We start from the raw sequence: 19,538 nt of genomic DNA on the forward strand, positions 1-19,538 counted from the left end.
ATTAAGCTTCGTTTGTATTTCTTACTTTCACTTGATACACTACATTTGGTTTCGTACCAATATAGTCTAATACATGGAAAGCTCTTTTATCTTCAACTAACGGTGTTACTGGATCTTCTGGATTGTTTACATCTCCAAATACCATTGCTCCAGAAGAACATGCTGCAGAACAAGCACAAGCATCGTTAAACTCGTCTTTTCTTACTGCTCTACCTTCTTTCTTAGCTTTTAAAATAGTTGCTTGAGTAGATTGAATACAGAAAGAACACTTTTCCATAACCCCTCTTGAACGAACAACTACATCAGGGTTCAATACCATCTTACCGTACTCATTGTTCATGTTGAAATCAAACTCGCTATTATCTGCATAATTAAACCAGTTGAAACGACGTACTCTATAAGGACAGTTGTTTGCACAATAACGAGTACCTACACAACGGTTATATGCCATTTGGTTTTGCCCTTGACGACCGTGAGAAGTTGCAGCTACAGGACATACTGTTTCACATGGTGCGTGATTACAGTGTTGACACATCATTGGTTGAAAAGACACCTGAGGGTTCTCAGCTGGATTTTCTAAAGCATCAAACAAATCTCCTCTACTTAACTTTAATATTTTTTCTGTATAAAGTCTTTCAACTTCTTGATTCGCCACATTAGGATTCTGAGCTTTAAACTCTTCAAGAGTCATTTCAGCTTGCTCCTTATCAAATTGCTTATCTTGAACAGTAGAAGAATAGTAACGGTCAATACGTAACCAAGCCATATCTCTACCAACTCTTAATTCATCTTTACCTACAACAGGCACATTGTTTTCAGCGTGACATGCTACAACACATGCTCCACATCCTGTACATGAAGTAAGATCAATAGATAATTTAAAGTGATGTCCTAACTCTCTATCGTGATCATCCCATAAATCAATTGTACTACCTTCCACTTCTTGGTGATCATATGATACCATGAAAGGTTTGTTCCAAGTGTGTTTTGGGTCTAAACTTCTATCATTAACTTCTTTTAATGATGCTTCTCTTAAAATATCATGACGTCCAGCTAATGTACTTTGAACCTGCATACAAGCAAACTTATGCCATCCAGCAGCTTTTTCAATTGTTACATTATACTGTACATTGTTTCCATCTTTATAAAATGGGTAAGCATTAACACCTACCTGCATTTCTTCTTTCAATCCATGTTTTCTACCATACCCTAAAGCAAGTCCAAATGAACCTTTTGCTTGACCAGGTTGTAAAATAACTGGAATATTGTTAATTGTTACTCCGTTTACAGTAATGTTTGCGTAATTACCATCAATTGCGCCATTATCTTTAACTGGGTTCTCAAAACCTAATTCTTTCGCATCAGCCAAAGAAACGGTTAAATAGTTATCCCAAGAAGCACGAGTAATTGGATCTGGTAATTCTTGTAACCAAGGGTTATTTGCTTGTTTACCGTCTCCCAACGCAGTAGAACTAAATAAATTTAATTCATATTGAGAAGGCTTTGTTGCTTTTAACAAATCTGCTGCAACTAAAGTTACATCAACTGTTGATTCAAAAACCGTTGCTTCAGTTTCTTCAGCCTCAACGTTGAAATATCCATCATGCAATGCTTGATTCCATGATTTACCTCCTAAAATGTTTGTTGCCCAAAATTCTTTTAAAGTATCGTAATAATTTACTGTACTACCCGACCACTTTAACAACGTATCTTGAACTTGACGTGTATTAAATAAAGGTTGAATTGTTGGTTGAACTAAACCATAATTTCCTTCTTTCACCTTAACATCACCCCAAGACTCTAAATAGTGTGGTGTAGGTAAACTATATTCCGTAATAGCTGAAGTATCGTCATTTTGAGTCGATAAAGCCACTGATAGCTTTAATTTCTTAACACCGTCAACAAAATCTGCCGCATTCACATGTGAATAAGCTGGATTTACATTATACGTAATTAATCCAGAAACCTTACCGGCTTTCATATCAGCTACTAGTTCAGCAACATGAGCATCATTACCTTGTCTTGTATACAAAGGATTTTGAACATCCGCTACTTCACTACTTAATGCTTTATTAATTGCCAAAGCAATAATTTGAGCATTCTTATCATTCAATCCAGTAACTACAACACCTTTAGAACCTGCCTTTTTTAACGCAGCTGCTAATTCTTTAACTTCTGCATCTGCAGGAGTCGCTTTAGAAGGTAGGTTACCTCCAGTTACTTCATTATATAGATTGATTAATGCAAAAACTTGATCAGATGGTTTTATAACCACACGTTTATCTGCATTTGCACCAGTTAAAGAAAGGTTACTTTCAAGCTGAACATGGTAAGACATTTTACCGCTATTCACTCTTCTTCCATCTAAATAACTCTTTTCAAAACCTCCATGCCAATCTCCTAAGAAGTCAGCACCAACAGAAGCAATAACACCTGCTTTTGAAAAATCATAATTTGGTAAAGCTCTTTTACCATACATTGCTTCAAAAGCTTCTAATGCTCCATTTTCAGAAATTGTATCATAAACAACATGCTTTACATTTGGGTAAGCAGTTACAAAATCAGCAATTACTTTTTCAGTTGAAGGACTTGCTAAAGTACCTGTTAATAAAACAACAGGTTCATTAGTTTCTTTCAACTTTGTAAGCTTTTCGACAATCTCTTTATCTAAATCATTCCAGGTAATATTAGCATCACCTTTCTTTGGTTCTTTAATACGTAATTTTTCATCATATAATGATAAAACAGAAGCTACAGTTCTTGCATTAATATCAGCACCTGCTTCTTTGTTCGGCATCACCAAAATTGGTCTACCTTCTCTAGTTTTAACTAAAACGTTCGCAAAATCAAATCCGTCTGCCATTGTAGTTGCATACCAATCTGCTATTCCAACTACTACATCATTCGGTTGTACTACATAAGGAATTGATTTTCTAACAGGACCTTCACAGGCCGCTAGCGAAGCTGCTGCTGTTGTAAATCCAACATACTTTAAAAAATCTCTACGTGAAGTTGAAGAAGTCTCTAATGTTTCTTTATCCCCTAAAAACTCATCAGTAGGTATGTCTTGAACGAACTCTTTATTACGTAGCGTTTCAACAATAGAACTATCATTTAGTTCCTCAACACTTTGCCAGTATTTTTTGTTTGAAGCCATTTATATACGTGTTTTTCTACTTTCTAATTAATTAATAGTGGCACTTACCACACTCTTTTCCTCCTAATTGAGCAATTGTTACTTGCTCTACTCCGAACTTCTCTGCTAATTCTTTATGAATCTTAGCATAGTACTCATTACCCTTTAAGTCAACCTTAGTTTCCTTATGACAATCGATACACCACCCCATAGTTAAAGGAGAATATTGGTACACTTCATCCATCTCTTCAACAGGTCCGTGACATTTTTGACACTTTAATCCTGCTACAGTTACGTGCTGAGAGTGATTATAATATGCAAAATCCGGTAAGTTGTGAATTCTCACCCACTTAATTGGCTTTGTATTTCCTGTATACTCTAGTTTATCAGCATCCCATCCAGCAGCATCATAAACCTTTTGAATTTCTCCATCTAATTCTTTTTTAGATAAAGCAACTCCATCCATGATTACTTTCGTATCATCAGCTACTTCAGAAATATTTTTATGACAGTTCATACAAACATTCACAGAAGGAATTCCTGAATGCTTACTATGTTTTGCTGCAGAGTGACAGTATTGACAATCAATTTTATTGTCACCAGCGTGAATTTTATGTGAAAATGCAATGGGTTGAATTGGCTGATATCCTGTTTCAACACCTACTTTAAACAAGGTACCGAATAAGAAATAAGCAGTTACTAAAGCAGCGAAGATCACAAACAACACATGTAAAAACGTATTCTTTTTGATACCTGCCCATAATTCAGCTGCACTACCTAGTAAACCAGGTGTTTTTGGAGCTCCTTTTAACTCGCTAATTGTTTTTAATAAACTTCCAATAATTAAGAAAGCCACTATAATAGCTGCCGCTAAAATATAGATCAACCATTTTGGTGCATCACCTCCATCATCATCTTTCTTGTCATCCTCTACTACCTTCTTACCACCAATCTCACCAACAGTAGTATAATACAGAATATCATCAATATTCTTATCAGTTAACTGAGGAAACGCAGTCATGTTTGACCCGTTATACTCTTCATAGATTGCAATCGCGTCCTTGTCTCCTGACTTTCTTAAGGCCGCATTATCTCTTATCCAAGCCTTTAACCAATCGTTCTCTCTTCTTTCTTCAACCCCACCAAGTGCAGGCCCCACAAGTTTTTTATTCAACTTATGACATGAAGCACAAAGAGATTTAAATAATTTTTTCCCTTCCTTTTGTCGAGCTTCATCAACCCCACTTTCTTGCGAGTAGACTGAAAAACTAACTAAAAAAACTAAAAAGAAAGCTAAACCCTGTAAGAGTGTTCGAGTTAATTTACTGTGATGATTCACACTTTTCATACTATAAAATATAAGTTTTGTATCGATTTTGGTACAATTATTTCCGTAAAGCCAGCAAAAAACAGGGATTACGGAAAGTTGCACAAAAGTACTACTTCTGTCTAAATTGTGAAATGTTAAGAGATTTGTAATTGATAATTTATATTAATTCTAAATAAACGAGAGCAACAATGTATTATTCCACAAGTCGTTACTTTTGTAGAAAGAATATTAGCCACATGAAAAACATAAGAACCATTTTCTTTTTAGCTGTTTTTACCTTTATAGTAGGACTTCAAATGAATGCTCAAGAAGCCTATAACAACACTGAAGCAATCAAAAAACTTATAGAAAAGAAAAAAGAATATAATAAGACAAACAAAACAGGATACCTTATTCAACTGTACAACGGACTAGAGCGTACTGCAAAAAGCACACGTTACCGCTTTAAAATTGAATTCCCAGGGGTCTCTACTGAACTTGAATATAAAGCTCCTGAATGGAAAGTTCAAGTAGGCAATTATAAAACTCGACTAGAAGCCGACAGAGCGCTAAATAAAATAAGAGAAAAATTTTCAGGTGCTATAGTTATTCCTATGTAATAACTTTTCACATTAAAAATCAAAAAGAGGAAGTTGTTTAAACAACTTCCTCTTTTTGATTTTCTTCATTATCATTATCTTCTTTTTTTTCTTCATCTTTAATAATAGAAGGAAAAATAGTAGGCGCGATTTTCTTAACAGGTGCGTACAAAATTGACTCTTCAAGATTTTCTTGTTTTACAAATGGTATAACACTATTCATTTTCCCAAAGAAAATAAAAATAACACTCAATATTAAACCTATTTTTAAAGCTCCAAAAACGCCTCCTAAAATCTTATTAAGTATCCCTAAGGAAGCAAAATCTGCTACCTTTGTTAAAATTTTGCCCAATAATGCAATAATCACAATAATCACAACAAAGGTTCCAGCGAAAGCAGCTAACGAAACATACTTTTCATCCCAACTAACACTTTCTTTCAACCAGTCCGCTATGAAATAGGAAAAATGAATGGCACCATAAACTCCGGCAACCAAAGCAACCAATGAAGCTATTTCAACAAAAAGCCCTTTCATTAATCCTCGAACAAAGCCGAATAATAAAAGTGCTGCAATAATAATATCGAATGTGTTCATTTCTATTTATTTTTTTTCTAGATAAGCTATAAAATACTAATATAAATATTCATAAAGAACAAACATAACCATCTCGTTCGTATCTTTGCGCATTTAAAGAAATGAGTAAAAAAGAAGACTTAAAAGAAAAATGGGATATAATTATTAACAGATTATCATCTCAATTTGCAGATGGCGATGTTTTAGATGTCGATGCCATTATCTATTTAATAGGAATTCAAGAACTTGGAAAAGGTCACCAAACCTTTAAAAAGGATGAAAAAATTAACCTAATGCATATTGCCATATGTAAGCTTTTAGAACCTTATGGCTATTATGAGTTTGAATATTTTGATGATGATGGCTGGCCTCATTACAAAACTATTAATGAGTTACCCAATTTAAAACCTGGCGAACAATCTGTTCTTATTAAAGAAGCTATTATTCATTATTTTAACAACCTTGGTTTTTTTAATAATGAAAAAAGCCTGTGAAATTTGTCTTAATAATAAGGTCAATTCTATTGTTTTTCTGATAAACTATTTTATATTTACTGAGTAAATTTATTGTTTTAAATTTGAAACTTAATAGATTGTCAACTTTGGTACACTTCTTGAAATGAAGTTATTAGACAACATATTTTGACCCCTTATAATAACTTTATCAAAACACTTATGATGAAAAATTTTCTAAGTTTAATCGTATTAATAAGTTCAATAGCTAATGCTCAATTTTCGGTAAAGGGAACTATGACTCCTCCTGAAGATAGTAATTGGGTTATGCTTCATAAACTTCAAGGTGTAAAACCAAAATACATTTCAAACGCCACAATTCAATTTGACACAATTGCAGTAGGTTCTGACAAGCAAATTTTGGGTAAATTTTCATTTGAATTACCGGAAGATACTGAACCTGGTGTATACCGAGCTACCTATAGAACGAAAGGAGCCGGTTTTATTGATTTTATATTTAATAAAGAAAATGTTGAATTTATTTACAATCCTAAATATCCAGAGCAATCTATAGTTTATACTAGCTCTCGTGAAAACAAGCTTTATTCTGAATATTTAGAATCGTATGCTAAAGCTCAAAATAAGGTAAACGAACATCAAATGGAATACTTAAAAAACCCATCAAAAGATGTAAAGAAAGCCTATAAAAAGGAATTAGGATACTTAGAAGATTTACAAGAAAAATTCGAAAACAAATCCGAAGGAATGCTTTCTCATAATTTCATAAAAGCTTCTCAGCGTTACAACCCATCAGGTGTTATTGACGAGATGCCTGAATATGTAAATACTACCGTAGAAAACTTTTTTGAATACATAGATTTTGAGGACGAGGCTTTATATAATTCATCTTTTTTAATTGATAGTGTTAACGATTTTGTTTTTCTGTTGAACTATTCTGATGATCAGGTTACCCAGCAAAAACTTCACAAAGAGTCTATTGAAAAAGTAATGGATGTTATTTCAAATAAGAAAGTAAAAAAAGAAATTATTGAGTTTTTAGCTTCAAGTTTTACAGACAAGAGAAATTCCGAGATTGTAGATTGGCTATTCACAGAGTTTTACGACAAACTTTCTAACAACGACGAAGAATTCAAAAAGAAAAAACTAGATCAGTTAAGTGTTTCCGTAGGAAGAGAAGCTCCTGATTTTTCTTGGAAAGAAGGTGAGCAAGAATACACGCTTTCTGAATTATCTGATGGCGAAAACTATCTGTTGATTTTCTGGAGCACAGCATGTCCTCACTGTACTAGAGAAATTCCAGAAGTGCACGAGTTTATGAAAGATTTTAACACAACCTCTGTACTTAGCTTTGCTATTGAAGACAATGATGTTGAATTCAATAAATTTAAAGAAAAACTTCCTGGATGGCATAATACTTTCGGAACTCATCCTGAATATAAATTTGATAATGAAGTGGTAAGAAAGTATAAAATTGATGCAACTCCGACATATTTTGTGTTGGATCAAAATAAAAAGATCATCGCAATTCCAAACACCATAGACGATGTACACAAGTTTTTTGAAAACCTTAAAAAGATAAAATAATATAAAAAGCCCGCTTTATGCGGGCTTTTTCTTTTTAAAAATGTAGAAAAGCATCCTCGATATGTTCTACTGAAAACTTATTTTTTTCAAATACTATCGCAACAATATCAAAGCGAATCTCTAAATCAATATCATTGTCATCTACATATTTATTGATAGCTTTAACTAGAAGTTTTATTTTCTTTTCATTCACAAAATCTTGCGGATTCCCATAGTAAACGGAGGTTCTCGTTTTTACTTCAACAACCACAAGCAGTTCTTTTACTTGAGCAATAATATCAATTTCAGCCTTTTGAAAATGATAGTTTCTAGAAAGAATTTCATACCCTTTTTCTAATAAAAAGTCGCATGCAACTTGCTCGCCTTTCTTTCCTAATTCATAGTGATCAGCCATTTTTATTCAAAAGACAATTCTGAAGTTCCTACTTTTTTTATAGTCACCCTAACATTTCTTCCCATTATTAAAGCCCTGTTATCTGGTTCATGACCCGCAGGAAAATTAAAAACTATCGGTACATCTTTCGGAACTACTTCTAAGATTAGTTTTTCAATTGAACTACCCCAAGGCGTGGTATTTTTCTTAACCTTCGTCATATCTCCTACCACTACCGCTTTCACTTTTGTAAAATAGCCCGCTCTTTTTAAACTTTGTAGCATTCTATCTATTGAGTATTTGTACTCGCCTATTTCTTCGATAAACAATACTTTTCCTTCTGTAGAAATTTGACTATCCGACCCAAGCATTGAAGCCAATATCGCAATATTCCCTCCTATTAATTGACCTTGTACTGCCGCTTCTTTATTATATTTAGAAGAAGATATTTTATAATTTAACGTTTCTCCAAAAAGCGCCTTTTTAAAAGTTGCAATGGTATTAGGAATATCTTCTGGTTTGTCTTGCATACTAGTTCCCATCATTGCATGAAGGGTTTCTACTCCTAAATTATGAATGTGGTTATGAAAAGCAGTAATATCAGAATATCCAATTATCCATTTAGGATTTTCTATAAACTTCGTAAAATCTAGTAAATCTAAAATTCGTACTGAACCATATCCTCCTCGTGCACTCCAAATTGCCTTTATATTAGGATTATCTAATGCATCTTGAAAATCTTGACAACGCTCTTCATCAGTTCCTGCGAAGTGATGATTTTGATTAAACATATTTTTCCCGTAAACTACTTTTAATCCCCAGCTCTGTGCCAGTTTTTTCGCCTTATCAATTACGTGCTTTCTATTTTTTAAAATTCCTGCTGGTGCAACAATGGCAATAGTGTCTCCTTTTTTCAATGCAGGAGGTCTTATTAATTTTGAAACTTCCGTTTGACTCTGAACCATTATACTAATACTGATTAAAAATAAAGTGATTAGTTTCTTTCTCATTATTCTATATGTTTAGACAATAATAGCACTTTTTTTGCGTAACCTCCATTTGTATTACACCATAAATGCTTTTCTGAAATCTCTTTTGGAAACGAAGTTTTAGGATTATCAAACCCAAAATCATTATAAAAGCCTTTTAAATCTTCAAATGGTAAACACCAAATAATTTTACCAGTTAGTTTACTTTCATTACATAAAAAAGAAACCACTTTTGTTGCCACTCCCAATCCTCGATAATTATCATCTACAAAAATCCCTCCTAATTCTAAATTCTCTTCATCTATTGTAACCAAACGTCCAAGACCACAGTTTACCCCATCAACTTCAGCTAAAACAATGAACTCATTGTGAAAATTAGATGTTTTAAAGCCCACTTTCTCATAGCATGAATTTACCCAGGATAGTTCATCTTTTGTAATTTGTCTTACTTTAATATTCTTCATTATTATAATTTCAACTAGTTTATTCTCTTAAAAAGTTAAGAATCCCTTAATAATAATTAAGGCATTTTTTACACCTATTAATTTAGGAATGATTATAAATTCTGTGGTATAAGTAAATGTATCTAATTTTGATCAGTCTAAAAAATAGCTTTTTTGTATTTTTGCTATTTAATTTTTAGCGTAACATACATGAACAAACCAAAAAGATATACAATAACAGCAGCATTACCTTATACTAATGGACCGATTCACATTGGGCATTTAGCAGGTGTTTATGTACCAGCAGACATTTACGCACGTTTTTTACGCGGTACTGGTAAAGATGTAGCTTATATATGTGGCTCAGATGAACATGGTGTAGCCATTCCTATGCGCGCTAAAAAAGAAGGAGTTTCTCCAAAAGATATTATCGATAAATATCATGGTATTATTAAAAACTCTTTTGCTGACTTTGGAATTACTTTTGACAACTACTCTCGTACTTCGTCGGAAATTCATCATAAAACAGCATCAGATTTTTTCCAAAAACTTTATCAAGACGAAGAGTTTATTGAAGAAGTAACAGAACAATTATACGATGAAGAAGCAAATCAGTATTTAGCGGATAGATTTGTTATCGGTACTTGCCCTAAATGTGGTAATGAGGAAAGTTATGGAGACCAATGCGAAAAATGTGGTACTAGTCATAATGCTACCGATTTAATTAATCCTAAATCTGCAATTACTGGAAACGTTCCAACTCTTAAAGAAACAAAACACTGGTTTTTACCTTTAGATAAACATGAGGACTTTTTAAGACAGTGGATTGTAGAAGGTCATAAAAACGATTGGAAACCTAATGTATTAGGTCAAGTAAAATCATGGATTGATGACGGTCTGCGTCCTAGGGCCGTAACTCGTGATTTAGATTGGGGAATTCCTGTACCTGTAGAAGGCGCAGATGGAAAAGTTTTATACGTTTGGTTTGATGCCCCAATTGGATACATTTCTTCTACTAAAGAATGGGCAGAAAGAGAAGGTAAAAACTGGGAGGATTACTGGAAAAAAGATGACACTAAGCTAGTTCATTTTATTGGTAAGGATAATATTGTATTCCATTGTATTATTTTTCCTGCCATGTTAAAAGCTCATGGTGATTATATTTTGCCAGAAAATGTTCCAGCTAATGAATTTTTGAACTTAGAAGGAAATAAATTGTCTACTTCTAAAAATTGGGCCGTTTGGTTACATGAATTTTTAGAAGAATTTCCAGGACAACAAGATGTATTACGTTATACACTTACCGCCAATGCCCCTGAAAATAAAGACAACGATTTTACTTGGAAAGATTTTCAAGCAAAGAATAATAATGAATTAGTTGCTGTTTTTGGCAACTTCATTAATCGTGTAGTTGTATTAACTAACAAATATTATAATGGGCAGGTACCACCTGCTGGGAATTTTTCTGATATTGATGAAGATGTTTTAGAACAATTAAAACAATTTCCTGATGTAATTGCTAAATCTATTGAGCGTTATCGCTTTAGAGAAGCCTCCCAAGAAATGATGAATTTAGCACGTTTAGGAAATAAATATTTAGCTGATGAAGAACCTTGGAAGGTAATTAAGAAAGATGAAGAGCGTGTAAAAACGATCATGAATGTAGCTTTACAAATCGCTACTGGTTTAGCTGTTATATCTGAACCATTTTTACCATTTACTTCTTCGAAATTAAAAAACATCTTAAATATTAATTCGGACGAAGTTAAGAGTAGTTGGAACGACGTTTCTGAAAAAGAAGTCCTTTTACCAGCTAATCATCAAATTAATAAAGGTGAGTTATTGTTCTCTAAAATTGAAGATAAAACAATTCAAGTTCAGTTAGAAAAATTGGAGGCTACCAAAAAAGCAAATGAGGCTGCCAATAAAGAAATAGAACCTCAAAAAGAAACCATTGAATTTGATGATTTCACTAAAATGGACATTCGCGTAGGAACTATTATTGAAGCCGAAAAAGTAGCAAAAACTAAAAAGCTTTTAAAACTTACTGTTGATGTAGGTATCGATACTCGTACCATAGTATCAGGAATCGCCGAAAGCTTTAAACCTGAAGATATCGTCGGTCAGCAAGTTACTGTACTTTGTAATTTAGCGCCAAGAAAGTTACGTGGTGTTGAGAGTCAGGGTATGATTTTAATGACAGATACTCCTGAAGGAAAACTAGCGTTTATGGAACCTAAAGGAAAGGTTATAAACGGATCTCTGGTGTGTTAAAAATAGCGTATCACGAAATATACAATCATCCGTTACCTGACAATCACAGGTTTCCGATGATGAAATATGATTTATTGCCTCAACAATTGCTCCATGAAGGAACTTGCGTTGAGGCAAATTTCTTTACTCCTGAAATCCCCAATAACAAACATTTTTTTTCAGTTCATACTCCAGAATATTTCTTTGACCTATTAAATATTACACTATCAAAACGAGATGAGCGTAAGGTTGGTTTTCCTCTTACCGAGCAACTCGTCGCTCGAGAAATGATTATTGCCGATGGCACCATGAAAGCAACTCATTATGCTTTGGAAAATGGTATTGCCATGAATATTGCTGGAGGAACGCATCATGCTTTTTCCGATAGAGGTGAAGGTTTTTGTTTATTAAACGATCAAGCAGTTGCCGCAAAATATTTACAGCAGCAAAAATTAGCGAACAAAATTCTAATTGTTGACTTAGACGTACACCAAGGAAATGGTACCGCTGAGATTTTTAGCAATGATGATTCTGTATTCACCTTTTCAATGCATGGAAAATCGAATTACCCTTTTCATAAAGAACAATCGGATTTAGACATTCCTTTAGAAAACAATACTTCTGACAATGAATTCCTTTCTGTATTAAAGAAAACACTTCCAGAATTAATCAAAACAGAACAGCCCGATTTTATTTTCTATCAATCGGGAGTTGACATTTTAGCAAGCGACAAACTTGGAAAATTAAGCTTGTCACTAGAAGGCTGCAAAGAAAGAGATCGTTTTGTTTTACAAACTTGCTATGACGAAGAAATACCGGTTGTTTGCAGTATGGGAGGAGGATATTCTGAAGATTTAAAAATTATTGTGGAGGCTCATGCAAATACCTATCGATTGGCGCAGGAGATTTATTTTTAATTCTTAAACTTCCGTCCTTTATTTCTTTTGTTATTTAATACCACTTACCTTTCAAAATTACCGGTATAACAATTCTAAATAATTCGTGGGGCCAGCATAGTTTTACAAACAAAAAACCATACCGCACATCTTCGCTTGTATATTTTACAGAATTATTGATTATTTCAAGCTTTACCAAAAACAATATTATTTTATCTTAGCATCCTCGTTTTTCGACGAGGTTCTTTTTTTAAATACTATTCTATATGCAACTCATTACTTATATTTCTTCAAACGTTCAAATTTCTCAAAAATCAATTGAAAACACCATCGAGTTACTGAATGAAGATTGCACCGTTCCGTTTATTGCCAGATATAGAAAAGAGAAAACTGGAAATTTAGATGAAGTTGAAATTGGACAAATAGTTCAATTGAAAGAGCAATTTGAAGCTTTAGAAAAAAGGAAAAAAGCTATTTTAAAGGCAATTGATGAGCAAGGTAGTCTAACAGATGAATTAAAGGCTAAAATTGAAAGAACGGACAATTTAACTGCTTTAGAAGACATTTATCTTCCTTTTAAAAAGAAAAGAAAAACGAAAGCGGAAACCGCTAGAAAAAATGGGTTAGAACCACTAGCTAAAATTATTATGAGTCAGCGTACTAATGATTTGGAACATGTGGCTTCAAAATATATCAAAAATGAAGTAGAATCAATGGATAAAGCTTTGGAAGGAGCACGTCATATTATTGCCGAATGGATAAACGAACGTACTGATGTTCGTAATATGGTTCGTAGAGAATTAGAACGATATTCAACGATAGCTACTAAAGTTATTAAAACAAAAAAAGACGAAGAAGAAGCGCAAAAATATAAAGACTATTTCGACTGGTCGGAGAATTTACGTCGAATTCCTTCTCATAGAATGTTGGCGATTTTACGTGCCGAAAAAGAAGGCTTTATTAGAGTTAAAGTCGAAATTGACAATGCTACTATTCTAGAAAAAATTGACCGCAAGCTCATTAAGGCTAATAATGAAAGTGGTGCAGAAATTCAATTAGCGATTGACGACTCCTACAAACGTTTGTTACTTCCTTCATTAACTACCGAAGCAATGAATCTTGCCAAGGCAAAGGCAGACGAATCTGCCATCAATGTATTCGCTAAAAATCTTCAACAATTATTACTGGGCTCTCCTTTAGGTGAAAAGCGTATTCTTGCTATTGACCCAGGATTTCGAACGGGGTGTAAAGTAGTTTGCCTAAACAAGCAAGGTGACTTATTGGAAAACGAAACTATATTCCCACACCCACCTCAAAATAAATCTAGAGAAGCTTCATACACTCTTGAACACTTAGTTAAAAAACATCAAATAGAAGCCATATCTATTGGAAATGGAACGGCTTCGAGAGAAACAGAACGATTGATAAAAAATATTTCATTTTCTAATCCTATTGAAATTTTTGTAGTCAATGAAGCCGGCGCCTCTATATATTCAGCTTCAAAAATTGCCCGCGATGAATTTCCTAATAAGGATATTACCGTTCGGGGGGCTGTTTCTATTGGCCGCCGTTTGGCTGATCCTTTGGCTGAATTAGTTAAAATTGACGCCAAATCTATCGGCGTTGGGCAATATCAGCATGATGTTGATCAATCTAGCTTAAAACAATCATTAGACACTGTTGTGGAGCATTGCGTAAACAAAGTTGGGGTTAATATAAACACGGCAAGCGCCTCTCTTTTAAGTTATGTTTCGGGAATTGGACCAAAACTGGCTGAAAACATCGTTAATTACAGGAATGAAAACGGTGCGTTTGACAACAGGACTGCCATAAAGAAGGTTCCTCGACTAGGAGGTAAAGCCTTCGAACAATCTGCGGGTTTCTTGCGTATAAAAAATGGAAGCAATCCTCTTGATAATTCTGCCGTGCATCCTGAACGTTATAGTTTAGTAAAACAAATAGCCAAGGATATTGGTAAAAATATAAACGATTTAATTGGAAACTCAGGTACCCTTAAACAAATTAAATTGCAGGGTTACGTTACTGAATCATATGGACTACCCACTCTTCAAGACATTGTAAAAGAACTAGATAAACCAGGACTAGATCCCAGATCTAAGGCCAAGGCCTTTAGTTTTAATGAACATATTAAATCCATTGAAGACGTTAAAATTGGTATGATACTACCTGGTATTGTAAATAATATTACCAATTTTGGCTGCTTTGTTGATATTGGAGTTAAGGAAAGTGGTTTAGTTCATGTATCGAATCTTTCTAACTCCTTCGTAAAGGATATTAATGAACATGTAAGTTTACAACAGCAAGTAGAGGTAAAAGTGTTAGAAGTAGATTTAGCAAGAAAGCGAATTCAACTTAGCATGAAGTTCTAACTAATAAGATTCATTTAAAATAAAATATTTTTCAATACCAATTAGTATAATTGGTTAGTTTTCATTATATTAACTCCAGTTTTAGAACAACTATATCTTCAGCCCCCACAAGCTAAGAGATAATTTATAACTAAGTCTAACTAACCAAAAATGAACCACAATAAGAGACAGTTTTTGGAAGCTTCTCTGGCGTATGAAAAAATGGCTCGTAAGGAAACGGAAGTTACTTTACAAGAAACCTCTAGAGCTCTCCAAAACAAGAATCAAGAATTAGAAAGTGCCAAAACGAAAATTATAAAGCTTGTCAATGAGAAACAAATAGAACTCGATAATTTGTTTCGATCCATTATCGATCCTTATATTTTAATGGACTTGTTTGGCAATGTAATTAAAATGAATAAAGCGGCAGAAGATTTTTTTGGGCTCTCCCAAAAAAAGAAATCTTTTAATGTTATGACTACGGTATATGAGGAAGATATTGAGTACACTCACGATGCTTTTCAAGAATTTTTAGAAACAGGGAGTTTTAGAAACTTTCAAGCGCGCCTCTACAACAGTCGAAAAGAACTAAAGTGGGTAGATATTAACTGCAACCTCATCTATAACTCAGATGGAAAACCTCATCTTGCCCAAGGAATTATCAGAGACATTACCGAACAAAAAAAACAGCAAGAATATTTCAATGAACAAAAAAAACAACTCGATGCAATCATCGAAAACTCCTCCCTGGGTATTGTATTAACCGAGGATGGAAAAATACTTAAAACCAATAAAGCTTTTCAAAATTTCTTACGCTACACCGAAGAAGAATTATTAGAACTTTCAGTTGCTGATATTTCTATAAAAGAAGATAAAGAAAAATCGTACGAACTCATGAGAAAATTGGATAACGGGGAAATAAATAGCTTTTCTATTGTAAAAAAGTATAAAGCGAAAAATGACAAAATTTTTCGTGCCAAAACTAATGTTTCATTAGTGAAGAATAATAAAAACAAAGATTATCAGGTAGCTGTTATAGAGGACTTTACTAAAGAATACAAAAACCAATCTTTATTAAAAGCGTTAAATCACTTGATGTCTTCAATAATGGGTAAAACCAATATTAAAGAAATTGCTTGGGAACTGGCCGCAATACCAGCCAATTTGTTACAATTTGAAAACGCTACAATATATTTACTAGATTCGAAAACAAAAAACATTGAATGCGTTGCTGCTTATAGAACTAAAAAAAAGTACTCTTTAAATTTTACTATTGCCGATGAAATATTAAAATCGGGGAAATCACAAATCATTAACAATGTATTGGCAGATGAGCGATACGAAAATGATCAAAAGACTCACGCTTCAGAGATTTTCATTCCAATAATTGATAAAGGAGTAACCATAGGTTTTATAAGCTCAAAAAATACAGCTAAAAGCTTTTTCACTAAAAAACATCTAAAAACGTTAGAAACTATTGCCAATTTAGCAGCAACTCAGCTACAAAGTGCTATGAACTTGCGCCTATTGATGGAAACTGATAAAACTAACAAAACACTTGTTAGGAACCTGAAGATAAGTAATAAAGAGTTAAATGATTTTGCTCAAGTTGTTTCTCATGATTTGAAGTCTCCTCTAAGAAGCATGAATGCACTCATAAACTGGATAAAAGATGAAAATGAGACCAGTCCTAATGCCATTATAGAAGAATATATCAACTTGCTTTTTAAACAAGTTGACAAAATGGATCACTTAATTAATGGAATTTTGAAATATGCTAAAATTGATCAAGTAAAATCAGCAAAACGAAAAACAAGTTTAAAAGTTTTAATTCCTGAATTAATAGATACCATCTACGTTCCTGAACACGTTACCATAACAATACCTAGCAGGTTACCATTTATTAAAATGGACAAATTCAGGCTACATCAACTTTTTCAAAACTTAATTGATAATGCCATTAAATACAGCAACAAAGAACGTGGAATTGTTATTCTCGATGCTATAGAACGTAAAACTTGTTGGGAGTTCAGTATTTCAGATAATGGCCCAGGGATACCAGAACAGTATCATGATAAAATATTTAAAATTTTCCAAACGCTCGGAGATGAACATTCGTCAACTGGGGTAGGTCTATCCATTGTGAAAAAAATCATTGATTTACTAGGTGGTAAAATATGGCTTCGATCGAAAGAAGATGAAGGCACCACTATATATTTCACATTGCCAAAATAATACTAACTGGTTATTACTATTAGTAAAAACACTGAGTACATTTCTAGGGAGGCACTGTCATAAAATAGCTAAACCCTTGTTTTTACGAGGGTTTTGTTGTATCTTATATTCATAATAAACCCCGAAAATCACCAAAAAAGGTAAAAAACGGGGTTTCCATTTGTGTAATTATGAAAATACGAAGAATTTCTGAAATGCAACACCGCATTTCAATTTTTTCCCCTCAGTGAGAATTATGATGCTCATTACACACGTTTTTTAGAGGGAGATTTGGGCAAAATCTATTCTGCTATTGATTGGGATGACTTGGTTACTACTTTAAATATTACTGAACAAAAAAAAGGGCGTAACTATCTTTTTAGCCCTAAAGGAAGACTTGGCTTGATGTTTTTAAAGCATTATGCCAATTGTTCGGATAGGAAAATGATTGAACAACTCAACTCAAATTTAGACTATCAATTTTTCTGCGATATAGAATTAGGTTTTGAACGTTTAACAAACTATAAAATAATAAGTCAAATACGTTGTGAATTAGCAGAGAAACTAGATATTAATTTAGTAGAAAAAGTTCTTTTTAATTCTTGGAAAAATCATATTGATAGTACCGACCAAATCGTAATGGATGCTACTTGTTACGAAAGTGAAGTTCGTTATCCTACCATCCAGAAATTACTTTGGGAATCTGTTCACTGGTTGTACAATCAATTACGTAAAACTTGCTCCATCTTAGGAACTAAGATGATCAGAAGTAGATATAACAAGTGGAAAAAACGTTACCAAGGATTTAGTAAAATGCGAAGAAAAACCAAGTCTAAACGTACTTCATTAACCCGAGCTTTACTGAAGCTATTAAGTAAGTTTATCGATTTTGAAAAGGAATTATCCAAGGCCTACAATATCGAGTTTAAGCCCTTGTATTATAAGCGAATCGACACAATCCAAAGAATTTACAAACAACAAAAAGATCATTTTGATACAGGAGAAAAAATCAAAGATAGAATTGTAAGTATTCATAAGGATTATATCCGTCCTATTGTTCGCGGAAAAGAAGTAAAGCCTGTTGAGTTTGGAGCAAAAGTTAACAAAGTTCAAATTGATGGAATTAGCTTTATAGAACATATTAATTTTAATGCGTTTCACGAAGGAAACCGTTTTATACAAACAGTTCAAAAAGCGCAAGGGTTAACTCGAAAAAAGGTAAAAGTAGCCGGTGGAGATAAAATTTATGCTACCAATAAAAACAGAACATATAGTAGCTCAAAAACCATACAGACAGACTTTATCCCCAAGGGTAGAAAACCTAAAAATCATAAAGAGAAAAAGCAACTTAGGGCTATCATTGCTAAAGAAAGAGCAACAAGATTAGAAGGCTCTTTTGGTAAGGATAAAGAACATTATCACCTACGGAAAATAAAAGCCAAAACAAAAAAGAATGAAATTCTATGGATATTCTTTGGTATACACACAGGAAATGCATTAGAAATTGGTCGAAGAAAAATAGCTCAAACAGACCAACAAATAGCCTAAAATAAAATCTTAGTATTTTTTTCATGGGAGAGCTACGTCTTGTAGGTACGTTTTTAGGAGATTCAATCAATAAAACCTCTTTTAAACAGAAATAGAGGATAGAATTTATATAATTTTATCCTCTATTTTCAATGTATTTTAAAAAATAGACTGTTTTCTGAAAGTGCCTAGGGAAAGTAGGGATTTACTTTTGAGTTTTATCTTTTTAAATTTAAATAACCAGAACTCGTCTTTAACCATGAAAATTCTCCCCAAATTTTTAAAACTTACACTTACTTTACTACTTTTTTTAGCTTGTATTTCAGACGAAGAACTTAATGTCATTCGAAGTAAATCAATGTCATTTAGCGAACTTTTTCAAATGGTTTCTTCAATGAGTTTTCAACTTTCAAATGATCAAATCGTTTATATAAACTACGAATATGTTGCTAAAAACAGAAATGTTATTTTTTTAAACCTAGAAGCGAAGGAACCTGATTTTTTTCTCTTAGGGAATCCCGCTGATGTAAAAAATAGAATATTAAACAATAGTTATGAAATAGCTTTTGCCTGTGATAAAAAAACCAAAAATGACGTTCTAAGGAGGTCCAGTATCTATAAAGATCAAGAAAAATTAATTTCATCTTTTAAGAAGCAAATTGAAAAAACTAATAAAAATAAACTCAGTATTGTTTATACTCCTCAAAACAGATCTTTTTATCTTAACAAATAAATTTAATCTTTGTTTAGTATTTCCTTTTTCACTAAAAAAAAGAGCAAGAACTAATATATAAACAGT

General features: G+C 33.1%; 15 protein-coding genes. 9 read left to right on the plus strand and 6 right to left on the minus strand.

Translation table 11 applies throughout. The features are described 5' to 3' along the window. Window position 1: 1 nt before the first annotated feature. Window positions 2-3,157, minus strand: a complete 3,156-nt coding sequence (locus BLW23_RS10680; protein ID WP_093669656.1) for a TAT-variant-translocated molybdopterin oxidoreductase — start codon at window positions 3,155-3,157, stop codon at window positions 2-4. 31 nt (window positions 3,158-3,188) lie between these two features. Next, window positions 3,189-4,484 carry a c-type cytochrome gene (locus BLW23_RS10685; RefSeq protein WP_093669658.1) on the minus strand — a complete coding sequence of 432 codons (1,296 nt, stop codon included), beginning with the start codon at window positions 4,482-4,484 and terminating at the stop codon, window positions 3,189-3,191. Between the two features lie 218 nt (window positions 4,485-4,702). Between BLW23_RS10685 and BLW23_RS10690 the strand changes: the two genes are divergently transcribed. Beyond that, window positions 4,703-5,065 (plus strand): SPOR domain-containing protein, encoded by a 363-nt coding sequence (locus BLW23_RS10690; protein WP_093669660.1) that lies wholly within the window; start codon window positions 4,703-4,705, stop codon window positions 5,063-5,065. A gap of 37 nt (window positions 5,066-5,102) precedes the next feature. Here the strand turns inward: BLW23_RS10690 and BLW23_RS10695 are convergent, their stop codons facing one another. Further along, complete coding sequence (locus BLW23_RS10695; RefSeq protein WP_093669662.1) at window positions 5,103-5,639, minus strand: CvpA family protein; 537 nt, start codon at window positions 5,637-5,639, stop codon at window positions 5,103-5,105. 101 nt (window positions 5,640-5,740) lie between these two features. Here BLW23_RS10695 and BLW23_RS10700 point away from each other — a divergent pair, with 101 nt between their 5' ends. Then, window positions 5,741-6,112 (plus strand): hypothetical protein, encoded by a 372-nt coding sequence (locus tag BLW23_RS10700; RefSeq protein WP_093669664.1) that lies wholly within the window; start codon window positions 5,741-5,743, stop codon window positions 6,110-6,112. A 183-nt stretch (window positions 6,113-6,295) separates the two neighbouring features. Then, window positions 6,296-7,675 (plus strand): TlpA family protein disulfide reductase, encoded by a 1,380-nt coding sequence (locus BLW23_RS10705; protein ID WP_176829795.1) that lies wholly within the window; start codon window positions 6,296-6,298, stop codon window positions 7,673-7,675. A gap of 34 nt (window positions 7,676-7,709) precedes the next feature. On the opposite strand, the gene BLW23_RS10710 is transcribed toward BLW23_RS10705, so the two are convergent. The 3 genes from BLW23_RS10710 to BLW23_RS10720 are packed head-to-tail and all read right to left on the minus strand — an operon-like array spanning window position 7,710 to window position 9,501. Further along, window positions 7,710-8,069 carry a YraN family protein gene (locus BLW23_RS10710; protein ID WP_093669668.1) on the minus strand — a complete coding sequence of 120 codons (360 nt, stop codon included), beginning with the start codon at window positions 8,067-8,069 and terminating at the stop codon, window positions 7,710-7,712. Between the two features lie 2 nt (window positions 8,070-8,071). Next, complete coding sequence (locus tag BLW23_RS10715; protein WP_176829796.1) at window positions 8,072-9,058, minus strand: S66 peptidase family protein; 987 nt, start codon at window positions 9,056-9,058, stop codon at window positions 8,072-8,074. After that, on the minus strand, window positions 9,058-9,501 hold the full coding sequence (locus BLW23_RS10720; RefSeq protein WP_093669673.1) for a GNAT family N-acetyltransferase: 444 nt from the start codon (window positions 9,499-9,501) through the stop codon (window positions 9,058-9,060). The genes BLW23_RS10715 and BLW23_RS10720 overlap by 1 nt, the downstream gene beginning before the upstream one ends. A 189-nt stretch (window positions 9,502-9,690) precedes the next feature. Between BLW23_RS10720 and metG the strand changes: the two genes are divergently transcribed. The 6 genes from metG to BLW23_RS10750 all read left to right on the plus strand — a co-directional run bounded on the left by metG (window position 9,691) and on the right by BLW23_RS10750 (window position 19,472). Next, the gene (metG, locus tag BLW23_RS10725; protein WP_093669675.1) at window positions 9,691-11,754 is read left to right on the plus strand and encodes a methionine--tRNA ligase; all 2,064 of its coding nucleotides are present in this window, start codon (window positions 9,691-9,693) and stop codon (window positions 11,752-11,754) included. Next, window positions 11,748-12,650, plus strand: a complete 903-nt coding sequence (locus tag BLW23_RS10730; protein ID WP_093669677.1) for a histone deacetylase family protein — start codon at window positions 11,748-11,750, stop codon at window positions 12,648-12,650. Before metG ends, BLW23_RS10730 begins: the two co-directional genes overlap by 7 nt. Window positions 12,651-12,895: 245 nt before the next feature. Continuing rightward, window positions 12,896-15,019 carry a Tex family protein gene (locus BLW23_RS10735; protein ID WP_093669679.1) on the plus strand — a complete coding sequence of 708 codons (2,124 nt, stop codon included), beginning with the start codon at window positions 12,896-12,898 and terminating at the stop codon, window positions 15,017-15,019. A gap of 150 nt (window positions 15,020-15,169) precedes the next feature. After that, the gene (locus BLW23_RS10740; RefSeq protein WP_093669681.1) at window positions 15,170-17,233 is read left to right on the plus strand and encodes a PAS domain-containing sensor histidine kinase; all 2,064 of its coding nucleotides are present in this window, start codon (window positions 15,170-15,172) and stop codon (window positions 17,231-17,233) included. A gap of 270 nt (window positions 17,234-17,503) precedes the next feature. After that, complete coding sequence (locus BLW23_RS10745) at window positions 17,504-18,760, plus strand: transposase (RefSeq protein WP_093668298.1); 1,257 nt, start codon at window positions 17,504-17,506, stop codon at window positions 18,758-18,760. A gap of 238 nt (window positions 18,761-18,998) precedes the next feature. Next, window positions 18,999-19,472 (plus strand): hypothetical protein, encoded by a 474-nt coding sequence (locus tag BLW23_RS10750; RefSeq protein WP_093669683.1) that lies wholly within the window; start codon window positions 18,999-19,001, stop codon window positions 19,470-19,472. Window positions 19,473-19,538 lie beyond the last annotated feature (66 nt).

This window comes from Tenacibaculum sp. MAR_2009_124 (assembly GCF_900105455.1).
Lineage (GTDB): Bacteria > Bacteroidota > Bacteroidia > Flavobacteriales > Flavobacteriaceae > Polaribacter.